Genomic DNA, 25,995 nt, shown 5'->3' on the forward strand with positions numbered 1-25,995 from the left:
AAAATAAAAAAAATTAATGTTTGCTGAATTTTTAAATATAATTTTTAAGTCAATTAAATTAGACAAAACTCTTTATTCAGATAATAAAAATTTTGGAGAGGCATCAATATACTTTGCTGGGATTATAATGATCTTAGATGGTATTGCTGGCGCAGTAGCAGCTAACAACATTATTAAAACAGCTATAGCAATGTCTGGTCTAACTGCAATAATTACTTGGCTAATATGGGCGATATTTATTTTTGTAATTGGAGTTAAATTATTTCCTGATAAGCAAACTAAAGTTTCATTCAAAAAAGTTTTAACAGCTGTTGGATTTGCACATGCCCCTGGTTTATTAAGATTTTTTGCGGTCACACCAGATTTAATGATACCAATAATTTTTCTTACCCAATTTTGGATTTTTGCAGGTTTAATAATTTCAACTAAACAAATATTGAGTTTAAAATCTAATTTTAAATCTTTTGGGATTGTACTTTTATCATTTTTAATAATTGCATTTTTATCTATCTCATTTGTGATGAGTAGAATGAATATGCTTCCAGTTAGTCAAATTAGTTAAAGCGGAAAAATAGTCTTAGATACTCTACAAGATTTACATAATTTAAACCCAGTAAGAATTAAATTTTGAGTGACACTTTCGTCTTCCTCTTTGCATTCATCACAAATATTGTTTAATTCTTCAGTATCTGTATTAATATATTTTTCATCAATTTTATCAGTCATTATCAGTCAAACCAGCACCTGCTGCACCTTCTTTTAACCTGTCACTTTCTTCAACAAAAGTTTTTTCAGATAACTTGTATAAATTATTCCATTCATCGTCTGTAAAGTTGTCTTCATTTTCAAGTAGATTTACCTCAATTGTATTCACTAATTTTGGAAATTCTTTTTCAATAAAATTTGAACTAATATTTACATTTAAATTTAGTAAAATTTTTTTTTCATCCATTTTTACATAAATTTTTTTTCCAATAATTTCTGATGAACGACTTATAAAGGAAATAAAAATTATTGGATAAGCAACATTTTTGAATTCAATTTTTTTTAAATTTTCTAAAATATTTATTTGATCTAAAAAACTAACACCTAAAGTGATTGGACAGTAAGGATTTTTTGATGAAGAGTTATTTTCACTAATTAAATTTAAATTTTCAAATTTACTTTTGTTTTTTTCATTAAAATATTCATTAAGGTGCTTAATACCCGGTAAACTAAATAGCTCTAACAACTTTATACTTTTTCCTGTTTCCTCAGAAACTCCCCAAGAATATCCTGCTGCCTTTGAAGCTCTTTTAACAGTTGTTTCAATTTCACTCAGTGATTTCATTATTAAATATTGGTTTTATATACCCACTGCTCGTCATAACTTTTTAACTCATTTGGAAGTGGAGCACCTTGGAACATACAAATTCTTAACCATTTGTCAGATCGCGGGTCAAATTTTAATGCCCCAAAAAAAGATAATTTTAGTCTTAGCATATCAATTGGCATTAAATCTTTACCAATTGTATTATCTTGTATTTCTGAATAAGGAAATTTTTCTACAATGAACGCTCTTCTTACAACATGTCTTAACTCAGAATTTGATGTTAAAAACTCAGCAATAGTTAAACTATTTTTTGAGACTAATAATTTGTCATAAAGTTTTTTTATATCTCTTGCTATTGCTAAAGGTTGTTCTAATTCTGATCCATGTTCTTCAAAACGATCCGCCAATCTAGGTTCTTCTTTATTTTTTGAAATAAACCAAAAGTTTTTATTATTTTCTTTTTCTTCAAAATTAATATCTAGAATATTAGGATACTTTGCTTCAATGATATTCCTCAATTCATCAACTTTTCTATAAGTTGGAATATTAAAATATTTTTCTTCATCTGAACTCATTTCTTTTACCAAAGGATTTATAATATAATTATAAGGTTCCATCATTATTGAAACTATGTATTCAATACATTCCTCACAAGTATTATCCTCTAACCATTGATAGATTTTGTTAAAAGGATATTCGCTCTTAAAATTAAAATCTTTATCTATAAAATTTAAGAATTTTTCAACATCCTTTAATAATGAAGAAATTTTTTTTTGCTGATATTCGCTATCAGTATTCCAGCTTGTAATATTTTTTAATGATTTTTTTACACAATCTATAAACAAATCGCTATCTTGACTTTCTACATCTTTAATTTCTCTAATTTTCTTAAGTGCTTTTTCTCTACTTAAAATCCAATTATTTAATAGAGTTGGGTGATTGACTATAAATGGAGCCATACCCAAGCCTGTGGAATTACCTATTCCCAAGTTTTTACAAATATTATCATCTAGCTTAACAGCTGTTTTTGGATTTTTATGATAAGCAACATGATTAACTTGATCAAAAGTGAATTGTCTTACCAAATAAACTAACATCATTTCTAATCTGAATGGACCATTAATTTCTTCACGATTTTTAATTCTGAATCGATCTGCAAGACCAAATTTGCCTGAGCCATATACTGCTGTAGTCCTATATAAATAGCCTACTTTTGATAATAAGTTTAAATCTGGCTGCTTACCTTTGCTCAAACTTTCAACTACATGATTATAAATTCTTAATGATTTGTTTGCTCTCGATAAGGTTAATTCTTTATAAGAAAGTCTGCCAACTTCTTGTTTTGGAACTTCATTTTTTAATCTTTCAATGTCTTTTTTTGTAGGAACTCCATCATGTAATGTAAAAGCTGCATCCCATTTTGTTGCAATAACTCTGTCTGATCTTTCTTCATCTTTGATTTCATTTGCAAAACAAATTAAAGAATAAACTCTTTTATTTTTTTTAAATGAATAAACAGCTTCTCCAAAACCATTTTCATTTAAATTAAATAAATCTCTTTTATACTCCCACTCTTTAAATTCATTAAGAAAACTTCTTAAAAAAGATAATTTTGATTGATGAAAAGATCCTAGCCTAGATAATTTCATTATCTTATTCGGGTCTCTTAATTCAACTTTCATAATTAAATAGTTTTATAAAAATTGTACCAGTTATTTCCAAGTATTCCATGTGTCTCGGTATCTGAAAAACCTACTTTTTTTAGACCTTTTTCAATATTTGAGAACCCTCTTGCATCAAGAAACCATTCAGGTTGTTTAGGAAAACCTGGTTTATTTTTTGAACCTTCACCATAATTTTTACTTTTAGACCAAGAGCCGTTTCTCATCCATTCAACAACAGTATCAGGATGATCTAAACAAAGATCTGATCCTATTCCTATTTTTTTTACATCCATTATTTCAGCTGTTTTTGCAACCATTTCACAAAAACTATCTAAAGTACAATTTGTGTTATCTTTTAAGTGATGAGGATACAATGACAAACCCAACATACCACCACTATCACTTAAAATTTTTAATAAATCTGAGGATTTGTTTCTTTTAGCTGGATGCCAAAAAGAAGGATTGGCATGAGTAATTGCAATTGGTTTTTCGCTAAACTCAATTGCATCTATAGTACTTTTTTCTGCAGAATGTGACATATCAACCACAAGACCAAGTCTATTCATCTCTCTTATAACCTCACGTCCAAAATTTGTAACTCCACTATCTACTTTTTCATAACAACCTGTTGCAAGTAAAGATTGATTGTTATACGTCAACTGCATAAATCGACATCCTAATTCATGAACCTTTTCAACAAGATTTATATCGTCTTCAATTGGTGAACAGTTTTGAAAACCAAAAAATATTGCAGTTTTATTTTCTTTGTTAGCTTTATCAATATCTTGAAAATTCTTACCAAGGAAAATTAAATCAGAATTTTCATGAAATAATTTTTCCCATTTTTTTATTTCGAGTTGTAATTCATCAAAATCTTCATGGTAGACAATGGTAACATGGACAGCATCTAATCCGGCAGATCTATTGATCTCAAAGACTTTCCTAGACCAATTACAATATTGAAGATTATCGATTTTATAATTCATAGTATGCTTAACTCTAATCAATATGTATTTTAAATACTATTAATTTTATTGAAATTTTAAGTTAATTTTGAAATAAACAGATTGATCAATTTTCATGAAAAAAAATAATAAATTAAAAGTTTCAATCATAATGGGAAGTCAATCTGACTTTAAAGTAATGAAACTAGCCGAAAAAACCTTAAAAAAAATTGGAGTTTCATTTGAAACAAAAATTATATCTGCTCATAGAACACCACAAAGAATGTATGAATATGCTGCAAAAGTTGAGCAAAATAATATAGGAGTAATTATTGCGGGTGCTGGAGGATCTGCTCATCTTCCAGGTATGGTATCAGCACTTACACATGTTCCAGTACTTGGTGTTCCTGTTGAAAGTAAAAAACTTAAAGGTTTGGATAGTTTGTTATCAATTGCACAAATGCCTAAAGGAATTCCTGTAGGAACGCTTGCTATAGGAGAGGACGGCGCTATTAATGCTGCTTTATTAGCAGCAGCAATAATTGCTAATAATAATTCAAATGTTCGAAAAAAACTTAAAAATTTTAGAACATCACAAGCTAAATCTGTAAAGAAATCTCCAAAATAAAATGTCAGAAATTACTCTTGGTATCATTGGGGGTGGTCAACTCGGAAGTATGCTTACAATAGCTGCTAAAAAATTAAATATTAAAACTGTTATTTTTTGTGATGACGTAGATGCACCAGCACAAAATTTTTGCAATCAGTTTGTTACTGGAGATTATGATAATAAAGAGAAAATATCAGAATTTATAAATCAAGTTGATTTGGTAACTTATGAATTTGAAAACATCCCATTTGAAACATTAAATGAAATAAATAAATTTAAACCTGTTATGCCAAAGCCTTCAGTTAACAGATTAATTCAACATCGATTGGCTGAAAAAGATTTTGTTAATAAATTAAATATTAGAACAACTAGATATGTTTCAATAGAAAAAAAATCTGACATAGATGCTTTAGAGGATTTTTTACCAGGTATCCTCAAAACTACAACACTAGGATATGACGGTAAAGGTCAATATCCAATAAAATCAGTTAATGAACTTGATTCATTAAATATTGATTTTTCAAAAGGATATATTCTTGAAAAACTTGTAAAATTAAAAAAAGAAATTTCAATTATTATTACAAGATTTAGTAATAATAAATACGAGATATATGAACCAATAGAAAACACTCATGAAGATCAAATTTTAAAATATTCAAAAATACCTGCAGAAATTAATGAAAAAATTTTAAGTCAATCTAAAGATTGGGCAATGTTAATTGCTGAAGAACTAAAATATGTTGGAACTATGTGTGTAGAATTTTTTATTGATAGAAATGATAATCTTTATGTTAATGAGATTGCTCCAAGAGTACATAATTCAGGACATCTAACAATAAATGCTTTTAATGTGAGTCAATTTGAAAATCATATTAGAGCTGTATGTGGTTTAGAACAAATCCCTTTGAAAAAAATATCTAATGCTAAAATGATGAATTTGCTTGGCAATCAAATTACTCATTATAGAAATATACAAAAGTTTAACGAAAATGAATTTTTCTTTGATTATTTAAAAAAAGATATAAAAGAAAAAAGAAAAATGGGTCATATCACAACTTTAGTATAAATGTTAAAATCAATAGAAGGCAATTTTGATAATCCAGAAGTTAATGAGCTTCTAACTAAACATTTTGTTGAGCTTAGAGCTGCTTCACCAGAGGGAAGTGCTCATGTACTAGATATTCCAGGTTTAAAAGTACCATCAATTAAATTTTGGAGTTTGTGGGATGATGAAAAACTAATCGGTTGCGGTGCTTTAAAATTTTTAGATAAAGAACATGGGGAATTTAAGTCGATCAGAATTCACGACAATTTTAGAAATCAAGGGCAAGGGATTAATGTAATTAATCATTTAATTAATGAAGCTAAAAATCTTAAAATAAAAAGATTAAGTATTGAAACAGGAGCAGGTGATTTTTTTATACCAGCAAGAAAACTATTCAAAAAAACTGGTTTCACAGTATGCGAACCTTTTGCACACTATAAGGTAGACATCAATTCTGTTTATTTAACTATGATAATTGACGATATTTAAAAAATTATTTTTAATTGTTCATCTATTTTGTTGACAAAACCCAATAAAATCTAAAGAAAGCCAATATTACTTAATTATAAGTAATTATTAAACATAACAAAAAGTAAGAAGATAAATATGAGTCTACAAGGTAAAGTAAAGTGGTTCAATCCAACCAAAGGTTTTGGTTTTATTGAAAGAGAAGATAAAGAAAAAGATGTGTTTGTACATGTTTCAGCAGTAAGAGATGCTGGTATGAACGGTTTAGATGAGGGTCAAGCTTTGACTTTCGATGTTGAAGATGGTCCTAAAGGTCCTTCAGCAGTTAACTTAAAAACTGCATAATTTCACACTTCCTATTGGCTGAAAAATTTATTTAACTTTAAAAAATTTATTATTCAGCCAATACCTTAATTTAATAACAATCTTTAAACACAATTATTAATTATGGATTTAAAATAAAAAATTAATAAATTAATCAAAATTATGATTGGAATTTTAGGTGGAATGGGAACTCAAGCTGGTCTTGATTTTTGTAACAAACTTGCAGTTTTAAATAGAGGAAAAATTGATCAAGAGTATCCATTGTTCATACTTTATAATAAGTCAAATATCCCTGGCAGACCTGAATCTATCGGCTCTCAAACTAAAAATCTTTCAAACAAATCTACAAATAAATCAAGTAGAGCTAGATATGATAAAGTTTTAAAGAGTTTGCTTAAAGGTTGTAAACTTCTCGAAAAGAATAAATGTAAATTTATAGTTATACCTTGTAATACAGCTCATTATTGGTTTGATGATTTACAAAATAAAATTAATATTCCAATAATCAATATGCCAAAAGAAGTTTTCAAATTTACAAAAAAAAAATGTAAAAAAAACTCCAAAGTTGGTCTCTTAGCAACTGAGGGTACTCTTAAAACTGGAGTTTATAAAAAATTTTTTGAAAAAGATTATCAATTAATAGAGCCATCTCAAAAAATACAAAAATTGTCAGTTAATAAAGCAATCAAATTAGTTAAAATGGGCAATGTAAAGGCTGCAGCAAAAGCAATTAAACCTGCAATTAATTCCTTAATTAAAATGAAATGTAAAAAAATCATTTTAGGTTGTACAGAACTACCTATTGCGATTTTTGCATTTAAATCATTTAAAAATGTTAAATCCTCAAAAGTTTTCTTAGATCCTAACTTAATTTTGGCTCATTCAGCTATGGTTAAGCACAAAAATTAGTTTATGTCTAGCAAGAGTGAAAAGCCATATGTGCTGAGAGCTGCTGAATTTGTTTATTCAAATATAATGGAAATTAAAAAACAAAATCCTGAAATCAATAATATACAAGCTTTTGAAATATTTATGACTACTAAAGAATATGACATTCTAAGTTCTGGAGAATTTCATGATAAATGGTTTTTAGAACTCAAGAATAATAAATTTATTGACCAAATAACTAAAAAAGAAATAAATCAAGAAACTTTAAGACTTTTAGAAATACAAAAAGATTCTATGGTAAAATTTTTAATGAAGATACCAAAGCTTTATTATACAAAGAGTCATTTTCCACTAGAAATTTCACAAAGAGCTTTTGATCACTTGTGGAGGGTTTGTGAAAGCTATGAAATGTGGTGTAAAGAAACTAAACAAGAAAACTTGATATATCTAAATATTATTGAGTAGTATTATCTATATTGAGTATTGATCTAGTAACCTCTATTCGTTTTTTAAGCAATTTTTGTAAATCTTGATTATCTAATTTTTGTCTAGTCATTTTAATTCTTGTTTCGACTAATTGTCTTAAATCTTCATCAAATGAATTTTTTTTTATTTTTATATCTGTTTCTTCGATCAACGTTTCTTTAATTAAAGCTAAAGAATTCTTTCCAGTTTCTTTTTCTATACTTTGATTAACTATAAATTGTGCACTAGCTTTATAGATATTACCTGAAGTAAGAGCAGTTACACCTGGACCAACAAATGAAAGAATGGGCACAAAGCCTGTCAATAAGAAGAAAGACAGTATAACTGTTAAAATTCTAAACAATTTAAACTTCATGGTCGAACCTTAAGTGATTTGGTATTTCATTTCCACTTCTAATTTGTTCATTATAGGTACCGATTTGTTTGATTTTATTTGATTTATTTGTTTATTAAACAAGATGATTAAAATATTTCCTTTCATATTTATACTTCTATGGTCTTCCGCTTTCATAACAACCAAACCTATCATAGACAATAGTGATCCATTTTCGGCTCTGGCTTTTAGATTTGCTTTGGTTGCTTTAGGTTTTTTTTTATTTTCTATTTATTCAAAACAAAAAATTCTAGTAAGCAAAAGAAACTTTTTTGAGTCTTTTTTTAGTGGTGTATTATTTCATGGTTTTTATCTTGGTGGTGTCTTTTACTCAATTTCAATAGGTATGCCTACAGCAATTGCAGCATTAATTGTAACACTTCAACCAGTTCTCACAAACGCATTAAGTAGTCCAATTTTAAATGAGAAAGTATCTACAAAACAATGGATAGGTGTTTTGTTAGGATTTGCTGGTGCAGGACTTGTATTGGGTTTTGATGTTGGTTCCAAAATACCAGCAACAGGATTGATCGCAACAATAATAGCTTTATTAGCAATTACATTTTCAACTTTATGGCAAAAAAAATTAAGTAACAACTTACCGTTGTCTGTGAGTAATATGAATCAAGCTATTGGTGGGTGTTTGTTTCATTTATTAATAATTCTTTTGTTTGTTGATCCATATATTGAATTCTCACAAACATTTATTATTGCAATGAGCCATCAAATATTCTTGGTATCCTTTGGGGCATTTACAATATTAATGTTTTTAATTAAAAATAATTCAGCAAGCAAAACTGTTTCTATATTTTTTTTAATTCCGGCAACTTCTGCTTTTATGGCATGGCTTTTCTTAAATGAAAGTTTAACTAGTTTAGATTTAATTGGATTTCTAATTACTTCTATAGGTGTTTATATTGCAACAAGAGATTGAAAATTTAAGTTTATAAAGTTTCAAAGCCAAACTCTAGAGATGCGTCCGTGATAGAATGATATAAAGATTCTCCAAAACTTCTCAAAGCAAATAACCTTACTTTATTTGGATTATCACCCAACTTATCTACTGTAAAAGCTATTCCATTATAAGTTGAGTTTATTGAATTATTTTTATCTAATGTATTAAAATTAAAAGGACATCCTTTTTTCAAAACTTCTATCGAATCATTTCCTTCGATTTCAATAATAGCTCTAGAATGAGATAAATCTGTTATAGCAAAATCTGTATCTTTAAAATTATCTACTACATTTTTTATTAAATCTTTTTTAATTGAAACTAAAAGCCAATTTTTTGGTCCATTCCAAATAATCCTTGTATTTTCATTAAATACTACAGTTAAAGGTTCATTTTTTAATTTTAAACCATCAATATCAATATCCTCAAATGAAAGTGAAGAATTTTTGTACTGAACTATTTGAACAATTAATAAATTTTTGATTTCAGATATTTTAAGTAAATCATTTTCATTTTTACCCTCAAAATCTCCGAATTGACCTTTTGTATGAACATTTGATAAAGCTGAAATTAATTTCATGATCTAACTCTTTCACCTTTTGGATCTACATAATGTGATGAAACTATCTCAACTGGTATTACTTTGTTTTTAAGTGGTGACATCGCAAAAAGCTTCTGACCAATCATATTTTTTCCATCTTTCAAAATTGCTAAAGAAAAAGGATTATCATATTCAACACTCCAACAAGATGCAGAGATATGACCTAATTTTGGATTTGGTAACGATGCTTTATCATCTTTAACTAAGTGAGAGCCTTCTGGTATACTTGTTTGTTTATCTAATGGAACTACGCCTACTATTCTTTGTCTATCTTCAGCTATAAATGCAGATCTTTGTAATGATCTTTTTCCAATAAAATCTTTCTTTTTACTAACAAGACCTTCTAAGGCATTGTCGAATGGAATTGTTCTACCATCAAGTTCTGATCCTGCAACATGTCCCATTTCAATTCTAAGAGTTGATAATGCTTCAGTTCCATATGGTTGAATATTAAATTCTTCACCAACTTCAATTATTTTTTCCCACATAAAATTTCCATAATCAGACTCAACATTTACTTCATAAGCAAGCTCGCCTGAAAACGAAATTCTATATATTCTTGCTTTTACACCAAATAAATCTCCCTCCATATAGCCCATAAAAGGTAAGCCTTCATTTGATACATCAGAGTTTGGAAATAATTTTTGTAATAAATCTCGAGATTTAGGTCCAGCGATAGCTGCTCCAGCCCACTGTTCTGTAGTTGAAACTACATTCACATTTAATTCAGTCCAAACAAGTTGCAAATAATATTCTAAATGCGAAAGAACGTTTGCTGCCTGAGCTGTTGTCGTAGTCATATGATAATGATTTTCAGAAATTCTTGTAGTTGTTCCGTCATCCATTACAATTCCATCTTCTCTTAACATTACACCATATCTAGCTTTACCAACTGGTAGCTTCAACCATGCATTGGTATAAACTCTATTTAATAACTCGGCTGCATCTGGTCCTTTAATATCTATTTTACCTAATGTAGTTACATCGCAAACACCTACATTTGTTCTTACATTTTTTGCTTCTCTTTTTGATCCCTCAAATAAATTTTCATTTCCTCTCCTATAATACCTGGGTCTTAACCAAACACCTGCATCAACAAAGACTGCATTATTTTTTTCATGCCATGAATGCATTGGAGATTTTCTTGTTGGTTTTGAATGTTTTCCAACCTCTCTTCCTACTATTGCTCCAATAGAAACAGGAGTATATGGAGGCCTAAAAGTCGTATGGCCCACTGCAGGAACAACTTTGTTTTCAATTTCGGATACTAATTGTAATCCATTTAAATTACTTGTTTTTCCTTGGTCTGTTGCCATTCCTAGAGTGGTATATCTTTTAACGTGTTCAATTGATCGATACCCTTCTCTTAAAGCTATTTCTACATCTGACACCGCTACATCGTTTTGAAAATCTAAAAATCTTTTATAATTTTTACCTTTTGGTAATGGAACACACCAAAACTTATCATGCTGAGAAGATTTCTTTTCAACAACATTTGGAATAGCTATCTTATTATCGTTATCAGTAATTTTTTTTGATAATTCACTTCCTGCTGTAAATGACGTTTTTAAAGTTTCCTCTAGTGAAAATACTCCATTAGCTGCACCTAAAGTAATTTCATTTTGTTTTGATTTTCCTGGAACAAATGCATCAATTTCTTCTTTAAACTTTGTTTTATTTCCTGATTGTGAGGCTAAATGAATAGTTGGTGTCCAAAAACCTGAAACGCAAATACAATCACATTGTATATTTTCTATTTTACCAAGTTGTTTTTTGTCTTCAGAAATACTTGCAATATCTGCCGATTTTACTTTTTTGTATCCTTGTGCTGCAACAACAACATGTGAATTTTTAATATTAATTCCTAAATTTTTTGCCTCATCAATTATTTCTGACTCAGGATTTTTTCTTGAGTCTAAAACAACTGGGTCTACTCCATGTTTTTTAAATTCTATTGCTGTTTCGTATCCACTATCGTTATTTGTAAATACTAATGGTTTTCTTCCAACCAAAACACCATATACTTTTAAATATTCTTTAGCAGCTGAAGAAAGCATTACCCCTGGTGTATCATTATTTCCAAAAACTATTGGTCTTTCAATTGATCCTGAGGAAATCAAAACTTCTTTTGCTCGAATGTACCATAACCTTTTGTTAGGGTGATATTTTTTAGTTGATGGTAAATGATCACTAACTTTTTCTGACATCACAAGCATGTTGTGATCATAGTACCCAAAAATTTGAGATCTATTTTTTACAACAACATTGGGCATTGTTTTAAGTTCTGTAATTATGCCATCAGCCCAATCTTTTCCTGATTGATTGCCAATATTGACATCACTAGTTAATAAAGATCCACCAAATCTTGGTTTGTCTTCAGCTAAAATTACTTTAGCTCCATTTTTTGCTGCTGCATATGCACCAGCTAATCCCGAAGGTCCTGAGCCTGCAATTAACAAATCACAATATTCGTACTTATGTTCATACCTTTCTTTATCATGTTTAGTTGAAGCTACGCCTAAACCAGCTGCTTTTCTAATGAAAGGCTCATAAATTCGATACCAAAAACTTTTTGGCCACATAAAAGTTTTGTAATAAAAACCTGCTGGTAAAAAAATTCTCATAAAATTATTGATTGCACCTATGTCAAAATTAACACTTGGCCAACAATTTACACTTTTTGCTTCTAAACCTTCAAATAGTTCCTGCTCTGTTGCTTTAATATTAGGCTCTGTTTCACCATTTCTATATAGTTGAACTATTGCATATGGTTCATCAACTCCAGCACCAAAGAAGCCTCTTGGTCTATGGTACTTAAAACTTCTTCCAACTAAATGAACTCCATTAGCTAATAAAGCTGAGGCTAATGTATCCCCTTCATAACCAAAATATGTTTTGCCATTAAATTTGAAGGATAATTTTTTTTTCCTATTTACTAATCCTCCATTATCAATTCTAAAAGCTTGTGTCATTAAGCAACTTCCTCATCGGCTTTAAAAGTTCTAAAAATTTCATGGGTTGCAGTATCTCTCTCAACCTTTATCCATTGTCTACATCCAGAAATATGCTGCCATAACTCTAAATGTTTTCCTCTTAAACTTTTTCTATTGTAAACAAAATTATCCCATTCTTGATCAGAAACTTCTTTATTAAGTTCCGGTCTTTTAACACTCGCATCTCCACCATATGAAAATTCATTTTGAGATCTCATTCCACAATGTGGGCAATTTATATAAAGCATTTAAGATATCCAAGTTTTAGTTCCAAGTCCCTTTTCATCAATAAGATGACCTGTACTAAATCTATTTAAACTATAACCAGCGTTCAATTCATGGACTCTATCTTGAGCAATTGTATGAGCAAATGTCCATCCTGATGCAGGAGTAGCTTTAAATCCTCCATAACACCATCCACAATTTAAATACAATCCTTCAATGTGTGTTTTATCAATAATTGGTGAGCCATCCATCGACATATCCATAATACCACCCCACGTTCTAAGCATTTTTAATTTACTTAAAAACGGCATCATTGCTATTCCTTCGGTTAATACATGTTGTAATGTTGGTAAATTTCCTCTTTGAGCATAACTGTTATAACCATCAAGATCACCACCCATAACCATCTCACCTTTATCTGATTGACTTACATAAAAGTGTCCAGCACCAAACGTAACTACATTATCTAAAACCGGTTTTACTGGTTCAGAAACACATGCTTGAAGAAGGTGAGTTTCAATTGGTAAAGTCATATTTAATTTTTCAGCTAGTATATTTGTACTTCCAGCAACACATAAACCAACTTTTTTTGCTTTGATATTTCCACGTGAAGTCCTGATGCCATTTATTTTTCCTGCTGAAACATCGAAACCTATTACCTCACAATTTTGAATTATATCTACACCCATAGAGTCTGCTTGTCTTGCATAACCCCAAGCAACAGCATCATGTCTTGCTGTTCCTGCACTTGGTTGCATCAAACCACCAAAAATTGGAAATCTTACGTTGTCAGAAAAATCGGCCATTGGAATAATTTCTCTGACTTGCTCTCTGTTTAAAAGAACTGCGTCTATTCCATTTAATCTCATAGAATTTCCTCTTCGTGCATAAGCATTCATTTGAGCATCTGAATGAGCGAGATTAATAATTCCTCTTGGAGAAAACATTACGTTGTAGTTTAAATCCTGACTCATCTTTCTCCATAAATCCATTCCAAACTCGCTAAACAAACCATTTTCATCATGCATATAATTAGATCTAATAATTGTAGTGTTACGTCCAACGTTTCCACCACCGATCCATCCTTTTTCTATAATTGCAACTTTTGTAATATTGTGTTCTTTAGCGAGGTAATATGCAGTAGCAAGACCATGACCTCCACCACCAATAATCACTACATCGTATTCTTCTTTAGGTGTTGGATCTTTCCAGGCCAGATCCCAATTTTCGTGGTTTGAGAAAGCGTTTTTAACCAAATTAAATATAGAATATTTTTGCATTTGTATAATTTTATAACAATCATTTTAAATAGTGCTTATTTTTTTTATATATATTTTTTAGAAGTTTCCAAATATCTCAAAAAAGGATAAGAAGTCACAGATAAAAAACTTTTAATTTATTTGATTATTTATGGCTGAAATTAAATCTGACATCCAAATTGCCAGAGAGGCTAAGATGCAGCCAATAAAAGATATTCTTTCAAGGGTTGGTGTACCCGATGAAAATTTTGCGTTTAGCCCAATGGGAAGACACATAGCCAAAATAAATTTGGAATATTTGAATACCCTTAAAAAAGAAAATGGCAAATTAATTTTAGTTACAGCAATCACTCCCACTCCTGCTGGCGAGGGTAAAACAACAACTTCGGTTGGATTAAACGATGGTTTAAATAAAATTGGAAAAAAATCTATCGTTTGTTTGAGAGAACCTAGTCTTGGTCCATCATTTGGAATGAAAGGTGGAGCTGCTGGTGGTGGCTATGCCCAAGTAGTACCGATGGAACAAATCAATCTTCATTTTACAGGTGACTTTCATGCAATTACATCTGCACATAATTTACTATCTGCATTAATTGACAATCATATCTATTGGGGCAACAAACTTAACATTGATGTTAGAAGAGTTGTTTGGAGAAGAGTAATGGATATGAATGATAGATCTTTAAGATCTGTTATTGTTGATCTAGGAGGAGTAGCTAATGGTTACCCAAGGCAAGATAGTTTCGATATTACAGTTGCATCTGAGCTTATGGCTATTTTTTGTTTAGCAACAGATCTAAAAGATTTAGAAAACAGAATTGGAAATATTACAATTGGTTATACTAGGGATAAACAATCAATTTATGCAAAAGATTTAAATGCTCAAGGTCCAATGACAGTTTTGCTTAAAGAAGCTATAAGACCTAATGTGACTCAAACTTTAGAAAATAACCCTGCAATAATACATGGTGGCCCTTTTGCAAATATCGCTCATGGATGTAATTCTGTGATTGCAACTAAAGCAGGACTTAAATTAGCTGACTATGTTGTAACAGAGGCAGGATTTGGAGCTGATTTAGGAGCTGAAAAATTCTTAGATATTAAGTGTAGAAAATCTAATCTTAAACCAGATTGTGTAGTTATTGTAGCAACAATAAGAGCACTGAAAATGCATGGAGGTGTTGCTAAAGAAGACTTAAAAAAAGAAAATGTATCAGCACTAAAAGATGGAATGGTAAATTTAAGAAGACATATAAATAATATTAGAAAATTTGGATTACCTGTCACTGTTGCAGTTAATCATTTTATTACTGATACTGAAGATGAAATGAAAACCTTGCTAGATTTTTGTGAAACACAAGGAGTAAAAGCCTCTAAATGTACTCATTGGTCAGATGGAAGTGAGGGAACAATTGAACTGGCCAAAAGTGTTACAGAAATTTGTGAAGACAAAAAAGATACATTTAAATTTTTATATGAGGATGATCTTCCGTTATTCAAAAAAATAGAAAAAATTGCACAAGAAATTTATAGTGCCTCTGAAGTGGTAGCAGATACAAAAGTTAGACAACAATTAAAAGATTTTGAGGAAAATGGTTATGGTAAGCTTCCCGTTTGCATTGCAAAAACTCAATACAGTTTTTCAACAGATCCGAATTTAAAAGGTGCACCCACAGGACATGTTTTACCTGTAAGAGAAGTAAGACTTTCTTCCGGTGCTGAGTTTATCGTTGTTGTGTGCGGTGAAATCATGACAATGCCAGGTTTACCGAGAGTGCCTGCAGCAGACTCTATAAAATTAAATGACAAAGGTGAGATTGAAGGATTATTCTAATCCAAGATAATTTAACCAGTTCTCTAATTCTCTCATTCTTGAAATTTTATCTAGTTTTTTATTTTCTCTTTCAATATGCTCTATATGACTATCGATCTCATTCTGATCTTTAAAAGCCCCTCTTTCTAACAATCGTTCTTTTCTAAAAATAATCAAATTAATCATTTTATTGTAAGTAATCTCAGGGTGGTATTGAAGGCCCCATATATTACAGTTACCAACTTTAAAATTTATTCCTTGAACGTTATTTATTGAATTTGATGCTAATAAAATTGAATTTTCTGGCATTGTTACTACCTCATCAAAATTAAATGCTGGTGTATTAAATTTTTTATCTTTATTTTTATAAAGTAGATGATTTAAACCATTTTCATTAATTTCTATATTTGATGCAATACCTCTATGAGATCCTTTTGTTGCTTTTTTTACTTCCCCTCCTGCTGCAGTCACAGCTACTTGCATTCCCCAACATATTGCTAAAATTTTTTTTATTTTTTTCTGACACTCTTTCATGAAATCAATTTGTCTTTTTATTTCTGGAGTATTGTTATAAATGTTTAAACTACTTCCTCCCCAAATAAGACCATCATAGCTTTCAAGTGCATCGATATTTTTATTGATATTTTCATCTGAAGAAGGATTAATTACGTGGGTTTCTAATTTATTTGTGAAATACGATAAACTATCTTTAAGACTTTCTGTATGTGTTTGAATTCCAGCTTCAGAAAAACTTTGATTCTCTTCTCGTAAGTTTCCTTCTACTATCAATATTTTTTTCATTAAAATAATTCTCCAGAAATACTTTTTATATATATTTCCTTAAGATCATTTTGATTTATTTTTTTAGGATTTCCTCCTGTTGATGGGTCTTCAAATGCCATAAGTGAAAGTTCATCTAAATCAATATTATTACAGTCCATTATATCTGACAATTTATGTGGAATATTTAAATTATTTCTTAATTGTAAAATCCAATTTAAAAAACTTTCAAAATTTTTATTTAAATTAAGATAATCACAAATCGAAATTATTTTATTTTCAATTGAAGGTTTATTAAATGTTAAAACATAAGGCATAAATATTGCATTAGATAACCCATGGTGAACATTAAATTTACCATTTACAGGGTGGCTCAATGAGTGAATTGCTCCCAGTCCCTTCTGAAATGCAGTCGAACCCATTGAAGCTGCAGAAAGTAAATCCATTCTTGCATTAATATCTTTTCCATTTTTAAATGCTTTAATTAAAGATTTTTTAATTAACTTCATTCCTTCTATTGCCATACCATCAGCCATTGGATGATAACCTGGTGCACAAAACGCTTCTAAATTATGAGCTAGTGCATCCATTCCAGTCACAGCTGTTAATCTTGGAGATAAATCTAAAGTAAGTAAAGGATCTAAAATCACTATCGAAGGTAACATTTTTGGGTGAAAAATAATTTTTTTTGCACCTGTTTTTTTATTTATAATTGCAGACGCTCTTCCAGTTTCAGATCCTGTTCCAGCAGTAGTTGGAACTGCAATAATTTTTGAAATTTTAGAACTATTTGCTCTTGTCCAATAATCACCAATGTCTTCAAAATCCCATAAAGGTCGAGATTGATTACACATAAATGCTATAGCTTTTCCAACATCTAAACCACTTCCTCCTCCTAAAGCTATTACACCATCGCAGTCCGAGACACTATAAACTTTAACACCTTCCTCAACATTTTCTCCAATTGGATTTCCCGTAAAATTAGAAAAGGTAGCTAAATTTTTAAAATTTTTTTTTAATCTTAATATTATATTTTTTATTAAATCTAATTTAATTAAATCCTTGTCCGTTACAAATAATGGATTTGATATATTTAACTCTTTACAGGCTAAGGGTAAATCTTCAATTCTATTTTCTCCTATCCACATAGTGGTTGGATAATTCCAATTAACACCCATAACAAAATATAATTTTATTTTTTTTAAAATTGGTATTAAGATATATTTATAAATTTATTAATGATAGGAAAAATTCTATGTCAAAAGTAGCAATCATTGGTGCTGGTCCATGTGGACTTTCAATTTTAAGAGCATTTGAGCATTTAGAAAAAAAAGGAGAAAAAATTCCTGAAATAGTTTGCTTTGAAAAACAAGAAAGTTGGGGTGGTTTATGGAACTACAACTGGAGAACTGGTTCAGATCAATATGGAGATCCTGTTCCCAACAGTATGTATAGATACCTGTGGTCTAATGGACCTAAAGAGTGTTTGGAATTTGCTGATTATTCTTTTGATGAACATTTTGGTAAGCCAATTCCATCTTTTCCGCCAAGAGAGGTCCTTCAAAATTATATTTTGGGAAGAGTTAGTAAAGGTAATATAAAAAGCAAAATTAAATTTAATACTAGAGTCACAAATACTGTTTACAAAAATGATAAGTTTGAGATTAGCTATCAAGATAAAATTAATAATAAAATATTAAGTGACACTTTTGATTATTTGGTGGTCAGTACAGGACATTTTTCTGTACCTTTTATTCCTGAATATGAGGGAATGAACTCTTTCCCTGGAAGAATAATGCATTCACATGATTTTAGAGATGCAGAAGAATTTAGAGGAAAAGATGTAATTGTTTTAGGTAGCAGTTATTCAGCTGAAGATGTAGCTCTGCAGTGTAATAAATACGGAGCTAAAAGCGTAACAATTGGTTACAGACATAATCCAATGGGTTTTAAATGGCCAGATGGCATGAAAGAAGTACATTATTTAGAAAAATTAGATGGAAAAAAAGCTATATTTAAAGATGGAACAGAGCAAAATGCCGAAGTAGTCATTTTGTGTACTGGGTATCTACATCATTTTCCTTTTTTAGATGAAAGTTTAAAATTAAAAACACATAACAGATTATATCCACCAAAGCTTTATAAAGGAGTTGTGTGGCAAGATAATCATAAACTTTTATATTTAGGAATGCAGGATCAATTTCACACATTTAACATGTTTGATTGTCAGGCTTGGTACGCAAGAGATGTGATAATGGGTAAAATAAAAATGCCTGGTAATGACGAAATAGATAAAGATATTGATAAGTGGGTTTCTATGGAGGAAAAATTAGAAAATCCTGATCAAATGATTGATTTTCAAACAGAATATACCAAAGAGCTTCATGATATGTCTGATTATCCTAAAATTGATTTTGAATTAATTAGAAAACATTTCAAAGAATGGGAACATCATAAAGTAGAGGATATTCTAACTTATAGAAATAAATCGTTTTCATCTCCTGTGACTGGATCAGTTGCACCAATTCATCATACACCTTGGGAAACAGCGATGGATGACTCTATGGAAACTTTTTTAAATAAATAAAATATTAATATTTAATTTTTAATTTTTTATTTTTAACAATTGCCTCTAATAGAGAGATCATTAAAGGAATTCTTCTTTTGTTAATTTTTTTAAATACAAAAGGGGCAATTTCTGTTGCTAAATCAGCACCTTCTACTGTATCATTTCTCATAAATTTTTTCTTTGCTTGGGTAAAAGTATATCCTTTTCCAAGGTACTCTCCCATTTTACTATTTCTTCCCCCCATTGCACTTACGTATAAATCTCCTAAACCTGCCAAACCGTAAACAGTTTCCTTTTTGCCCTTAAAATAATTTGAAAGATATTTCATTTCATCTATTGATTTTCTAAATAATGCTGATGATGTATTGTGCCATTGTCCAGACCCAATTATCATAGAATAAATATTCTTTATAGCTGACAAAAATTCGACTCCATTAACATCTCTACTAAATTCTGTTTGATAATAATTTGTAGAAATTAATTTTCCAATTTTTTTGGTAGTATTAATATTTTTGTTTGCGATTACTGTGAAGCTTCTAACTTTTTTAGCTAATTCATTTGCTAAACACGGACCTTTCAAAACTGAAACATTTAAATTTTTATTATACTTTTTTAATAAGCTAGACATTGAAATTAAATTTCTACCGTCTAATTTAAGACCTTTTGTTAATACCAAAATAGGTGTTTTATTTTTAATTTTTGATAGATTTTTTCCAATCAAGTCTATTCCTAAAGAACTCACAGCAATTACAATTAAGTCCCATTTGCGACTTAAAGTTTCATTTGAAAACTTAATTATTTTCAATTTTTTTGGTAAATTTATATTTAATGATGGGTGAATTTTTTTTTTTGAATTCAATTTTTCTAGTAATCTTAAATTGTATGGCTCTGTTAGAGCAACTGAGTGGCCATTATCTAACAATGGTATTGAGAAGGCAGCTCCCATAGCTCCCGCACCAACAATTAATATTTTTTTCATTTTTTATATTTATGCTAAAGTTTTTTTAATCGCTTGCTTCCAACCATGCAATATATGATTTCTAAGTTTTTTATTAATTTTAGGGTTAAAAGATTTATCTTTTTTCCAAGTATTTTTGATCTGATTTAATGACTTGAATTCTCCTACTTGATAACCTGCAAACAAAGCTGCTCCAAGAGCAGTGGTTTCTAAGACTTTAGGTCGAATTACTTTTAAATTAATTACATCTGCCAAAAATTGAGAAAACCAATTATTAGCTACCATACCACCATCAATTTTAACTATTCTAGGCTTTAAACCATCTTTATTCATTGAATAAAATAAGTCATAACTTTGATAAGCAACTGACTCTACTGTTGCTCTCACCAAAGTTTTCCAATCTGTATCTCTTGTAAGTCCTGTTATTAAACCTCTAGCATCAGGTCTCCAATAAGGAGCACCTATTCCACTAAAAGCTGGAACTATATATACCTCATTATTGCTTTTTGTTGATTTAGCTATTTTTTCAGTTTCATAAGCGTTGTTTATCAATTTAATTTTATCCCTTAACCATTGTACACCTGCTCCTGCTATGAAAATAGATCCTTCAAGAGCATACGTAGTCTTGTTATTCAATCTATAACAAATTGTTGTTAATAACTTATTTTTTGAATTAATTTTTTTTGATCCAGTGTTCATTATTATAAATGCACCAGTGCCATACGTACTTTTTATGGATCCTCTGTCAAAACAAGCTTGTCCTACAGCAGCTGCTTGTTGATCTCCTAAAACAGCTGAAATGGGTATTTCTTTTCCTACAACTTTCTTGTTTGTTTTTCCAAAATTATCTGCAGAATTCTTTACCTCTGGCAAAATATTCTTTGGAATTTTTAATTTCTGTAAAATTTCATTATCCCATTTATTATTATTTATATTAAACAACATAGTTCTACTTGCATTTGTAGCTTCAGTTAAATGATGTTTACCTTTAGTCAATTTCCAGATCAAGAAGGTGTCTACCGTACCAAATAATAAATTATTTGATTTAAGTAATTTTTTAGAAATTTTTACATTGTCTAAAATCCATTTTATTTTAGTGGCGGAAAAATAAGGATCTATAAATAAACCTGTTTTTTTTCTAAAAGTATTTTCGTAATTTTTATTCCTTAGAGATTTACAATATTCCTGCGTTCTTCTATCTTGCCAAACGATTGCATTATAAATGGGCTTTCCATTTTTTTTATTCCACAAAATTGTAGTTTCTCTCTGATTTGTAATTCCAATTGTAAGTATATGACCTTTCAAACTTGTAGCTTTTTTAATTGTTTGTTTTAATGCTTTAAGTGTTGTCGACCAAATTTCATTTGGATTATGCTCTACCCAGCCATTTCTAGGAAAGTATTGTTTAAATTCATATTGAGAAATAAATTTAATGTTCCCTTTAGTATCAAACAAAACAACTCTTGACGAGGTTGTTCCTTGATCAATAGAGACAATAAATTTTTTCAAAATACTAATCTATACCAAGATGTTTTTTTCTTTTTCCAACCCAAGTTCTAATCAAATTATCAAAGATCAATCCTATAAATGCAACACAGATACCTAAAGTTAAACCAATTCCGGCTCCATTTTTATCTGACAGTGCTTTTAAAATGTATTGACCAAGATCTTCCGTCCCTATGAAGGCTCCAATTATCACCATAAATAAAGCAAAAACTATTGTTTGATTTAAACCAAGCATCATGTGTGGAAATGCTAATGGAAACTCAATTTTTGTTAATCTTTGAAATTTATTTACACCAGACATTGTTGCTGCTTCATGTAAGCCAACAGGAACACTTCTTAAACCTTCAATTGTATACCTTGTTGCAGGAATTGTTGCATAAACAATTACTGCAATTAATACAGAAGTATCTGTAATTCCAAAAAGCATCATTACTGGAATTAGATATACAAATGATGGGAATGTTTGAAATATATCACAAACACCCAGCATAAACGCTGCTGATTTTTTATTTTGAAAACATAATGTTCCGACTGTAAATCCTATTAAACAAGAAATAACTACTCCAAAAGTTGCCATATATAATGTAACTAACGCTCTATCCCACCATGGGCTTAATGCTATAAATAAAGTCAAAGCAGCAACAACTAATGCTGATCTAATTCCACCAATTAAATATCCTGCACCAACTGCTAGTACCAATGTGGCAACTGCAGGCATTCTTAGATATAAAGCTCTCATCGGCTGAAGCACATCTTGAATTAACCATGTATTAAATGCTTTTATATACACGAAAAAAGTATCAAAAATCCAATCAACCCCCTTATTCCAAAAATCTGCTGTTGATATTCCTTTGTTATGTGGAATTTCAAACAAGTAATTAAAACTACCTTTGAAAATAAAAGTCCCAACATATGCAAGAATTATTCCAATTACGAATGAAGCTGCGAAAAATATTACGTTTTTATTTCTTTGGAAAAATGTCAGGTTACCAAAATAATCTGTTTGTTTATTTGCCCAAGCCAAAGACATTTTATCAAGAAGAATTGCAATTAGACTAATACACAATCCTGCTTCCAATGCTAATCCAATATTAAGTTGGTTCAAAGCTAATAATAAATTAAATCCTAAACCTTTAGCACCAATGAAAGCAGATATAACTGCCATTGAAAAACAAACCATAATAACTTGGTTAACTCCAATTAAAATATCTCGTCTTGCTGTAGGAATTAATACCTTAAGCATTAGTTGCCAATTAGTACACCCGCTCATTCTTCCTGCTTCAATTACTTCCGGTGGTATAGCTCTTAAGCCTAAAATTGTAAGCAGTATCATTGGCGGAACTGCAACAACCATAGTAATAATTACAGCAGCGTGATCACCAACTCCGAATAGAACAAGTGCAGGAACTAATACAGCATATTGTGGCATAGTCTGCATCACTAGAAGAATTGGGTACAATGCTTTTTCAACACGTTTACTTTTGTATGCCGCAATACCAAGTCCTAAACCAAAAATAAATGAAAGTGGAGCTGCAACAAGTATAAAAGAAAGTGTTTGCATTGAAGGTTTCCATTGACCAAATATAGAAATATAGATCATTGTTAAACCTGCAAACAAAGCCAATCCTTTTCCACTTAATTTATAAGACAGTATCGCTGCTCCAGCTGCAACAATTGTCCAAGGTAAACCCGGCAATTCTAACCAAGGATAAGCATCGATAAAATCCCAGCTAGTAAATGCAACAATAGTCTCTAAACCTCCAAGTAAAATTTCCCTAATTAATTCGATTAAAAAAGTCATAAATGCAGTTAAATTTCTACTTATTTGTAAAAGTAGTGGTCGAGTTTTAAATTCTTGGGTATCTTCGTTCCAAAACTCCATTGGCATCCATTCATTCATTAAGAAAAATAAAGAGTCGTTTATCCAAATAGGCAGCCATCCTAGAAGTGGAGGCAATCTCCAAAATACATCAAAGGCATAATACCTAACCTCTTTACCTAGAAAAAAGTAAACACTTTGGTTTGGATCTTTAACAAATTCAGCCTGGCCTCTTATAAATTTATAAGTTTCAGGAACATCAATTGCAAAACATAAAGCAAAAAATACAATTAATAAAAATAACCATTGAAATAATTTTGGATATTTTTTTAAATACTCCATATTTTAACTACCGTTTTTTCTTCCTCCAAAAACTGTATCTATTATTTTTGATGGTTTAATTGATCCTACAATATTATTATTTGAGTCAATTACTCCTACTAAATTTTCTTGAGTAAGTATTTTTTCTGCAACATTTTCTATAATTTCATCTTTTGATACTTTTAAATCTCCTAAATTATCTTTAATCGAAGCATCCATCACATCCTCAATTATTAAAACCTTCTCTCTCGGCACTTCTTCAGTAAACTTTCTTACATATTCAGTTGCTGGATTTAATACTATGTTGGCAGGTGTATCTAATTGTTCAATTATACCATCTTTCATAATTGCTATTCTATCAGCTAACTTTAATGCCTCATCAAAATCATGGGTAATGAACATGATAGTTTTCTGTAATTTTTCTTGAAGTCTTAAAAACTCATCTTGCATTTCTTTTCTTATTAATGGATCTAATGCAGAAAAAGGCTCATCCAAAAACCATATATCAGGTTCTACTGCTAATGATCTTGCAATCCCTACTCTCTGTTGTTGTCCACCTGAAAGCTCTCTAGGAAAATAGTTTTCTCTTCCATCAAGTCCAACTAATTTTACCATTTCCATTGCTCTATTAATACTTTCTTGAGTATTGGTGCCTTTAATCTGCAAAGGAAAGGCAATATTTTCAACTACAGTTTTATGGGGTAACAAGGCAAAACTTTGAAACACCATTCCCATTTTATTTCTTCTAAGTTCAATTAATTCTTTATTATTTAACTCAAGTAAATCTTGACCCTCTATGAAAATTTTTCCACCTGTTGCATCTGTTAGTCTTGATATACATCTAAGCAAAGTTGATTTACCCGAACCAGATAATCCCATCACTACTAGCATTTCTCCTTTGACAACTTCAAAAGAAGCATTATTAACTCCAACTATACATCCTTTTTCCTGAAAAGTTTTTGCATCTACATTGCCATTAGACTCTTCAAGCATCTTTTTGGCATTTTGTCCAAAAATTTTATAAACCGACTCGCATTTGATTACAGTCTCAGACATAAATTAATTTAAAGTTATATTAAATCCTATAAAATTAAAATGTTAATAATTGTTGCCTTTCCTCATTAAAAATTTTTAATAAAATAAACTCTTGTATCAATTCCAGTACTTAAAAAACTTAAAGCTTCTCCGCTTATAGTAATACTTTCATCAACACCTACATTATTTCCACTAACTGTAAAACCAGCAAAACATTTGTTTTTTTCTTCATCCCATTTGACAAAAGTCTCATCAATTTTATTTCCATTAATTGTATAAAGCTCATGTGCTCTAAAATTTAAAAAATTAGCACCCATTATTGCTCTTTGAGGAATTAGTTTTGTAGCTTTACATACTTGCTCATATACTTCATCCGTTAATTTGTAATGATCAGTTCCATCAAATGAAACTAATATTCCAGAGGGTAGTTTAGATATTAACTCACTTAGTTTTTTTTCTTCAGCAATTCTTTCCTCTTCTAACTTCATTCTTTTTACCAAATCATCACCTTGTCCAAAAATTCCATTCAAAATACTAAAAGATACAATTACTATTAGAGTGATAAATATAAGACCAATAAATTGTCTTAAAGATTCAGGTAAATCTTTAATTTTATTAATATAATTTTCTTTAGACATTATTCTTGTAACTTGCCGTTCTTCCAAATACCTTTTTTTTGTTTTCCATCAGCCCAAGTAAATATTCCTTGACCATTCATAAAACCATTAACCCACTCCCCTTCATAAGTGGAGCCATCTGGAAATGTTAACGTTCCAATTCCGCTCCAAACACTATTTTTAAATTCACCTTTATAAATATATCCATTTGGCCAAGTCTCTACACCTTGTCCTTCTTTTTTTGTAGAAACCCACTCCCCTTCATAAGTAGTTTTATCAGTGTAAACCCACTTACCATAACCATTATCACAATTACCCTCTTTACAGCCGGTGCTACGTGCAAATGCAGAAGTGCTCATTAAAAAGCTTAATAATATAAAAAGTAGAAATTTTTTCATGGATTTATTTTACACAAAATCATATAAAAAAAAAT

General features: G+C 30.0%; 27 protein-coding genes. 10 read left to right on the plus strand and 17 right to left on the minus strand.

Annotated features, from left to right (window positions below):
- Positions 1–16 precede the first annotated feature (16 nt).
- Complete coding sequence (locus ACTT9L_RS03630) at positions 17–562, plus strand: hypothetical protein (RefSeq protein ID WP_440927984.1); 546 nt, start codon at positions 17–19, stop codon at positions 560–562.
- On the opposite strand, the gene ACTT9L_RS03635 is transcribed toward ACTT9L_RS03630, so the two are convergent.
- From ACTT9L_RS03635 to ACTT9L_RS03650, 4 genes are read right to left on the minus strand one after another with little or no spacing between them, the layout of a single operon-like run.
- Positions 559–726 (minus strand): hypothetical protein, encoded by a 168-nt coding sequence (locus tag ACTT9L_RS03635; protein WP_440907641.1) that lies wholly within the window; start codon positions 724–726, stop codon positions 559–561. The two genes, ACTT9L_RS03630 and ACTT9L_RS03635, sit on opposite strands and share 4 nt — an antisense overlap.
- Entirely contained in the window at positions 719–1,330 is a 612-nt protein-coding gene (locus ACTT9L_RS03640; RefSeq protein ID WP_440927985.1) for a DUF3726 domain-containing protein, read from the minus strand. The genes ACTT9L_RS03635 and ACTT9L_RS03640 overlap by 8 nt, the downstream gene beginning before the upstream one ends.
- Positions 1,331–1,332: 2 nt before the next feature.
- The gene (locus ACTT9L_RS03645; RefSeq protein WP_440927986.1) at positions 1,333–2,994 is read right to left on the minus strand and encodes a hypothetical protein; all 1,662 of its coding nucleotides are present in this window, start codon (positions 2,992–2,994) and stop codon (positions 1,333–1,335) included.
- 2 nt (positions 2,995–2,996) lie between these two features.
- Positions 2,997–3,962 carry a membrane dipeptidase gene (locus ACTT9L_RS03650; RefSeq protein WP_440907638.1) on the minus strand — a complete coding sequence of 322 codons (966 nt, stop codon included), beginning with the start codon at positions 3,960–3,962 and terminating at the stop codon, positions 2,997–2,999.
- 94 nt (positions 3,963–4,056) lie between these two features.
- On the opposite strand from ACTT9L_RS03650, the gene purE reads away from it, so the two are divergent.
- The 6 genes from purE to ACTT9L_RS03680 all read left to right on the plus strand — a co-directional run bounded on the left by purE (position 4,057) and on the right by ACTT9L_RS03680 (position 7,720).
- The gene (gene purE / locus ACTT9L_RS03655; RefSeq protein WP_440927987.1) at positions 4,057–4,548 is read left to right on the plus strand and encodes a 5-(carboxyamino)imidazole ribonucleotide mutase; all 492 of its coding nucleotides are present in this window, start codon (positions 4,057–4,059) and stop codon (positions 4,546–4,548) included.
- 1 nt (position 4,549) lies between these two features.
- A complete protein-coding gene (locus ACTT9L_RS03660) occupies positions 4,550–5,596 on the plus strand; it encodes a 5-(carboxyamino)imidazole ribonucleotide synthase (protein ID WP_440907636.1) in 1,047 nt (348 codons plus the stop codon).
- Positions 5,597–6,064 carry a GNAT family N-acetyltransferase gene (locus tag ACTT9L_RS03665; RefSeq protein WP_440907635.1) on the plus strand — a complete coding sequence of 156 codons (468 nt, stop codon included), beginning with the start codon at positions 5,597–5,599 and terminating at the stop codon, positions 6,062–6,064. It begins immediately after the preceding gene.
- A gap of 117 nt (positions 6,065–6,181) precedes the next feature.
- Complete coding sequence (locus ACTT9L_RS03670; RefSeq protein ID WP_008545539.1) at positions 6,182–6,388, plus strand: cold-shock protein; 207 nt, start codon at positions 6,182–6,184, stop codon at positions 6,386–6,388.
- Between the two features lie 141 nt (positions 6,389–6,529).
- On the plus strand, positions 6,530–7,276 hold the full coding sequence (locus tag ACTT9L_RS03675) for an aspartate/glutamate racemase family protein (protein ID WP_440927988.1): 747 nt from the start codon (positions 6,530–6,532) through the stop codon (positions 7,274–7,276).
- 3 nt (positions 7,277–7,279) lie between these two features.
- Positions 7,280–7,720 carry a hypothetical protein gene (locus ACTT9L_RS03680; protein ID WP_440927989.1) on the plus strand — a complete coding sequence of 147 codons (441 nt, stop codon included), beginning with the start codon at positions 7,280–7,282 and terminating at the stop codon, positions 7,718–7,720.
- Here ACTT9L_RS03680 and ACTT9L_RS03685 read toward each other — a convergent pair.
- Entirely contained in the window at positions 7,710–8,096 is a 387-nt protein-coding gene (locus ACTT9L_RS03685) for a hypothetical protein (RefSeq protein WP_440927990.1), read from the minus strand. The genes ACTT9L_RS03680 and ACTT9L_RS03685 overlap by 11 nt on opposite strands.
- 103 nt (positions 8,097–8,199) lie before the next feature.
- Here ACTT9L_RS03685 and ACTT9L_RS03690 point away from each other — a divergent pair, with 103 nt between their 5' ends.
- Entirely contained in the window at positions 8,200–9,048 is an 849-nt protein-coding gene (locus ACTT9L_RS03690; RefSeq protein WP_440927991.1) for a DMT family transporter, read from the plus strand.
- A 10-nt stretch (positions 9,049–9,058) separates the two neighbouring features.
- Here ACTT9L_RS03690 and ACTT9L_RS03695 read toward each other — a convergent pair whose 3' ends face one another.
- The 4 genes from ACTT9L_RS03695 to ACTT9L_RS03710 are packed head-to-tail and all read right to left on the minus strand — an operon-like array spanning position 9,059 to position 14,165.
- Entirely contained in the window at positions 9,059–9,646 is a 588-nt protein-coding gene (locus tag ACTT9L_RS03695; RefSeq protein ID WP_440927992.1) for a sarcosine oxidase, read from the minus strand.
- A complete protein-coding gene (locus tag ACTT9L_RS03700) occupies positions 9,643–12,639 on the minus strand; it encodes a sarcosine oxidase subunit alpha family protein (protein ID WP_440927993.1) in 2,997 nt (998 codons plus the stop codon). The genes ACTT9L_RS03695 and ACTT9L_RS03700 overlap by 4 nt, the downstream gene beginning before the upstream one ends.
- Entirely contained in the window at positions 12,639–12,908 is a 270-nt protein-coding gene (locus ACTT9L_RS03705; RefSeq protein ID WP_023854156.1) for a sarcosine oxidase subunit delta, read from the minus strand. The genes ACTT9L_RS03700 and ACTT9L_RS03705 overlap by 1 nt, the downstream gene beginning before the upstream one ends.
- A complete protein-coding gene (locus ACTT9L_RS03710) occupies positions 12,909–14,165 on the minus strand; it encodes a sarcosine oxidase subunit beta family protein (protein WP_440927994.1) in 1,257 nt (418 codons plus the stop codon). It lies immediately after the preceding gene.
- Positions 14,166–14,295: 130 nt separating this feature from the next.
- On the opposite strand from ACTT9L_RS03710, the gene ACTT9L_RS03715 reads away from it, so the two are divergent.
- A complete protein-coding gene (locus ACTT9L_RS03715) occupies positions 14,296–15,978 on the plus strand; it encodes a formate--tetrahydrofolate ligase (RefSeq protein ID WP_440927995.1) in 1,683 nt (560 codons plus the stop codon).
- Here ACTT9L_RS03715 and ACTT9L_RS03720 read toward each other — a convergent pair.
- Both ACTT9L_RS03720 and ACTT9L_RS03725 read right to left on the minus strand, forming a co-directional pair.
- Positions 15,970–16,758, minus strand: coding sequence for a type 1 glutamine amidotransferase (locus tag ACTT9L_RS03720; protein ID WP_440927996.1), 789 nt, complete (start codon positions 16,756–16,758; stop codon positions 15,970–15,972). The genes ACTT9L_RS03715 and ACTT9L_RS03720 overlap by 9 nt on opposite strands.
- Positions 16,758–17,915, minus strand: a complete 1,158-nt coding sequence (locus ACTT9L_RS03725) for an iron-containing alcohol dehydrogenase (RefSeq protein ID WP_440927997.1) — start codon at positions 17,913–17,915, stop codon at positions 16,758–16,760. The genes ACTT9L_RS03720 and ACTT9L_RS03725 overlap by 1 nt, the downstream gene beginning before the upstream one ends.
- A gap of 77 nt (positions 17,916–17,992) precedes the next feature.
- On the opposite strand from ACTT9L_RS03725, the gene ACTT9L_RS03730 reads away from it, so the two are divergent.
- On the plus strand, positions 17,993–19,324 hold the full coding sequence (locus tag ACTT9L_RS03730) for an NAD(P)-binding domain-containing protein (protein ID WP_440927998.1): 1,332 nt from the start codon (positions 17,993–17,995) through the stop codon (positions 19,322–19,324).
- Positions 19,325–19,328: 4 nt separating this feature from the next.
- Here the strand turns inward: ACTT9L_RS03730 and ACTT9L_RS03735 are convergent, their stop codons facing one another.
- The 6 genes from ACTT9L_RS03735 to ACTT9L_RS03760 form a co-directional block, all read right to left on the minus strand.
- Positions 19,329–20,285, minus strand: coding sequence for a 2-dehydropantoate 2-reductase N-terminal domain-containing protein (locus tag ACTT9L_RS03735; protein WP_440927999.1), 957 nt, complete (start codon positions 20,283–20,285; stop codon positions 19,329–19,331).
- Between the two features lie 9 nt (positions 20,286–20,294).
- The gene (gene glpK / locus ACTT9L_RS03740; RefSeq protein ID WP_440928000.1) at positions 20,295–21,773 is read right to left on the minus strand and encodes a glycerol kinase GlpK; all 1,479 of its coding nucleotides are present in this window, start codon (positions 21,771–21,773) and stop codon (positions 20,295–20,297) included.
- A 4-nt stretch (positions 21,774–21,777) separates the two neighbouring features.
- Positions 21,778–23,931: an ABC transporter permease gene (locus ACTT9L_RS03745; RefSeq protein WP_440928001.1), complete on the minus strand. Its 2,154-nt coding sequence runs from the start codon at positions 23,929–23,931 to the stop codon at positions 21,778–21,780.
- 3 nt (positions 23,932–23,934) lie between these two features.
- Positions 23,935–24,966, minus strand: a complete 1,032-nt coding sequence (locus tag ACTT9L_RS03750; protein WP_440928002.1) for a quaternary amine ABC transporter ATP-binding protein — start codon at positions 24,964–24,966, stop codon at positions 23,935–23,937.
- A gap of 65 nt (positions 24,967–25,031) precedes the next feature.
- Positions 25,032–25,583, minus strand: a complete 552-nt coding sequence (locus tag ACTT9L_RS03755) for a hypothetical protein (RefSeq protein ID WP_440928003.1) — start codon at positions 25,581–25,583, stop codon at positions 25,032–25,034.
- On the minus strand, positions 25,583–25,960 hold the full coding sequence (locus ACTT9L_RS03760) for an MORN repeat-containing protein (protein ID WP_440928004.1): 378 nt from the start codon (positions 25,958–25,960) through the stop codon (positions 25,583–25,585). The genes ACTT9L_RS03755 and ACTT9L_RS03760 overlap by 1 nt, the downstream gene beginning before the upstream one ends.
- Positions 25,961–25,995 lie beyond the last annotated feature (35 nt).

The organism is Candidatus Pelagibacter sp. (assembly GCF_052049675.1).
In the GTDB taxonomy this organism is placed as follows: Bacteria; Pseudomonadota; Alphaproteobacteria; order Pelagibacterales; family Pelagibacteraceae; genus Pelagibacter.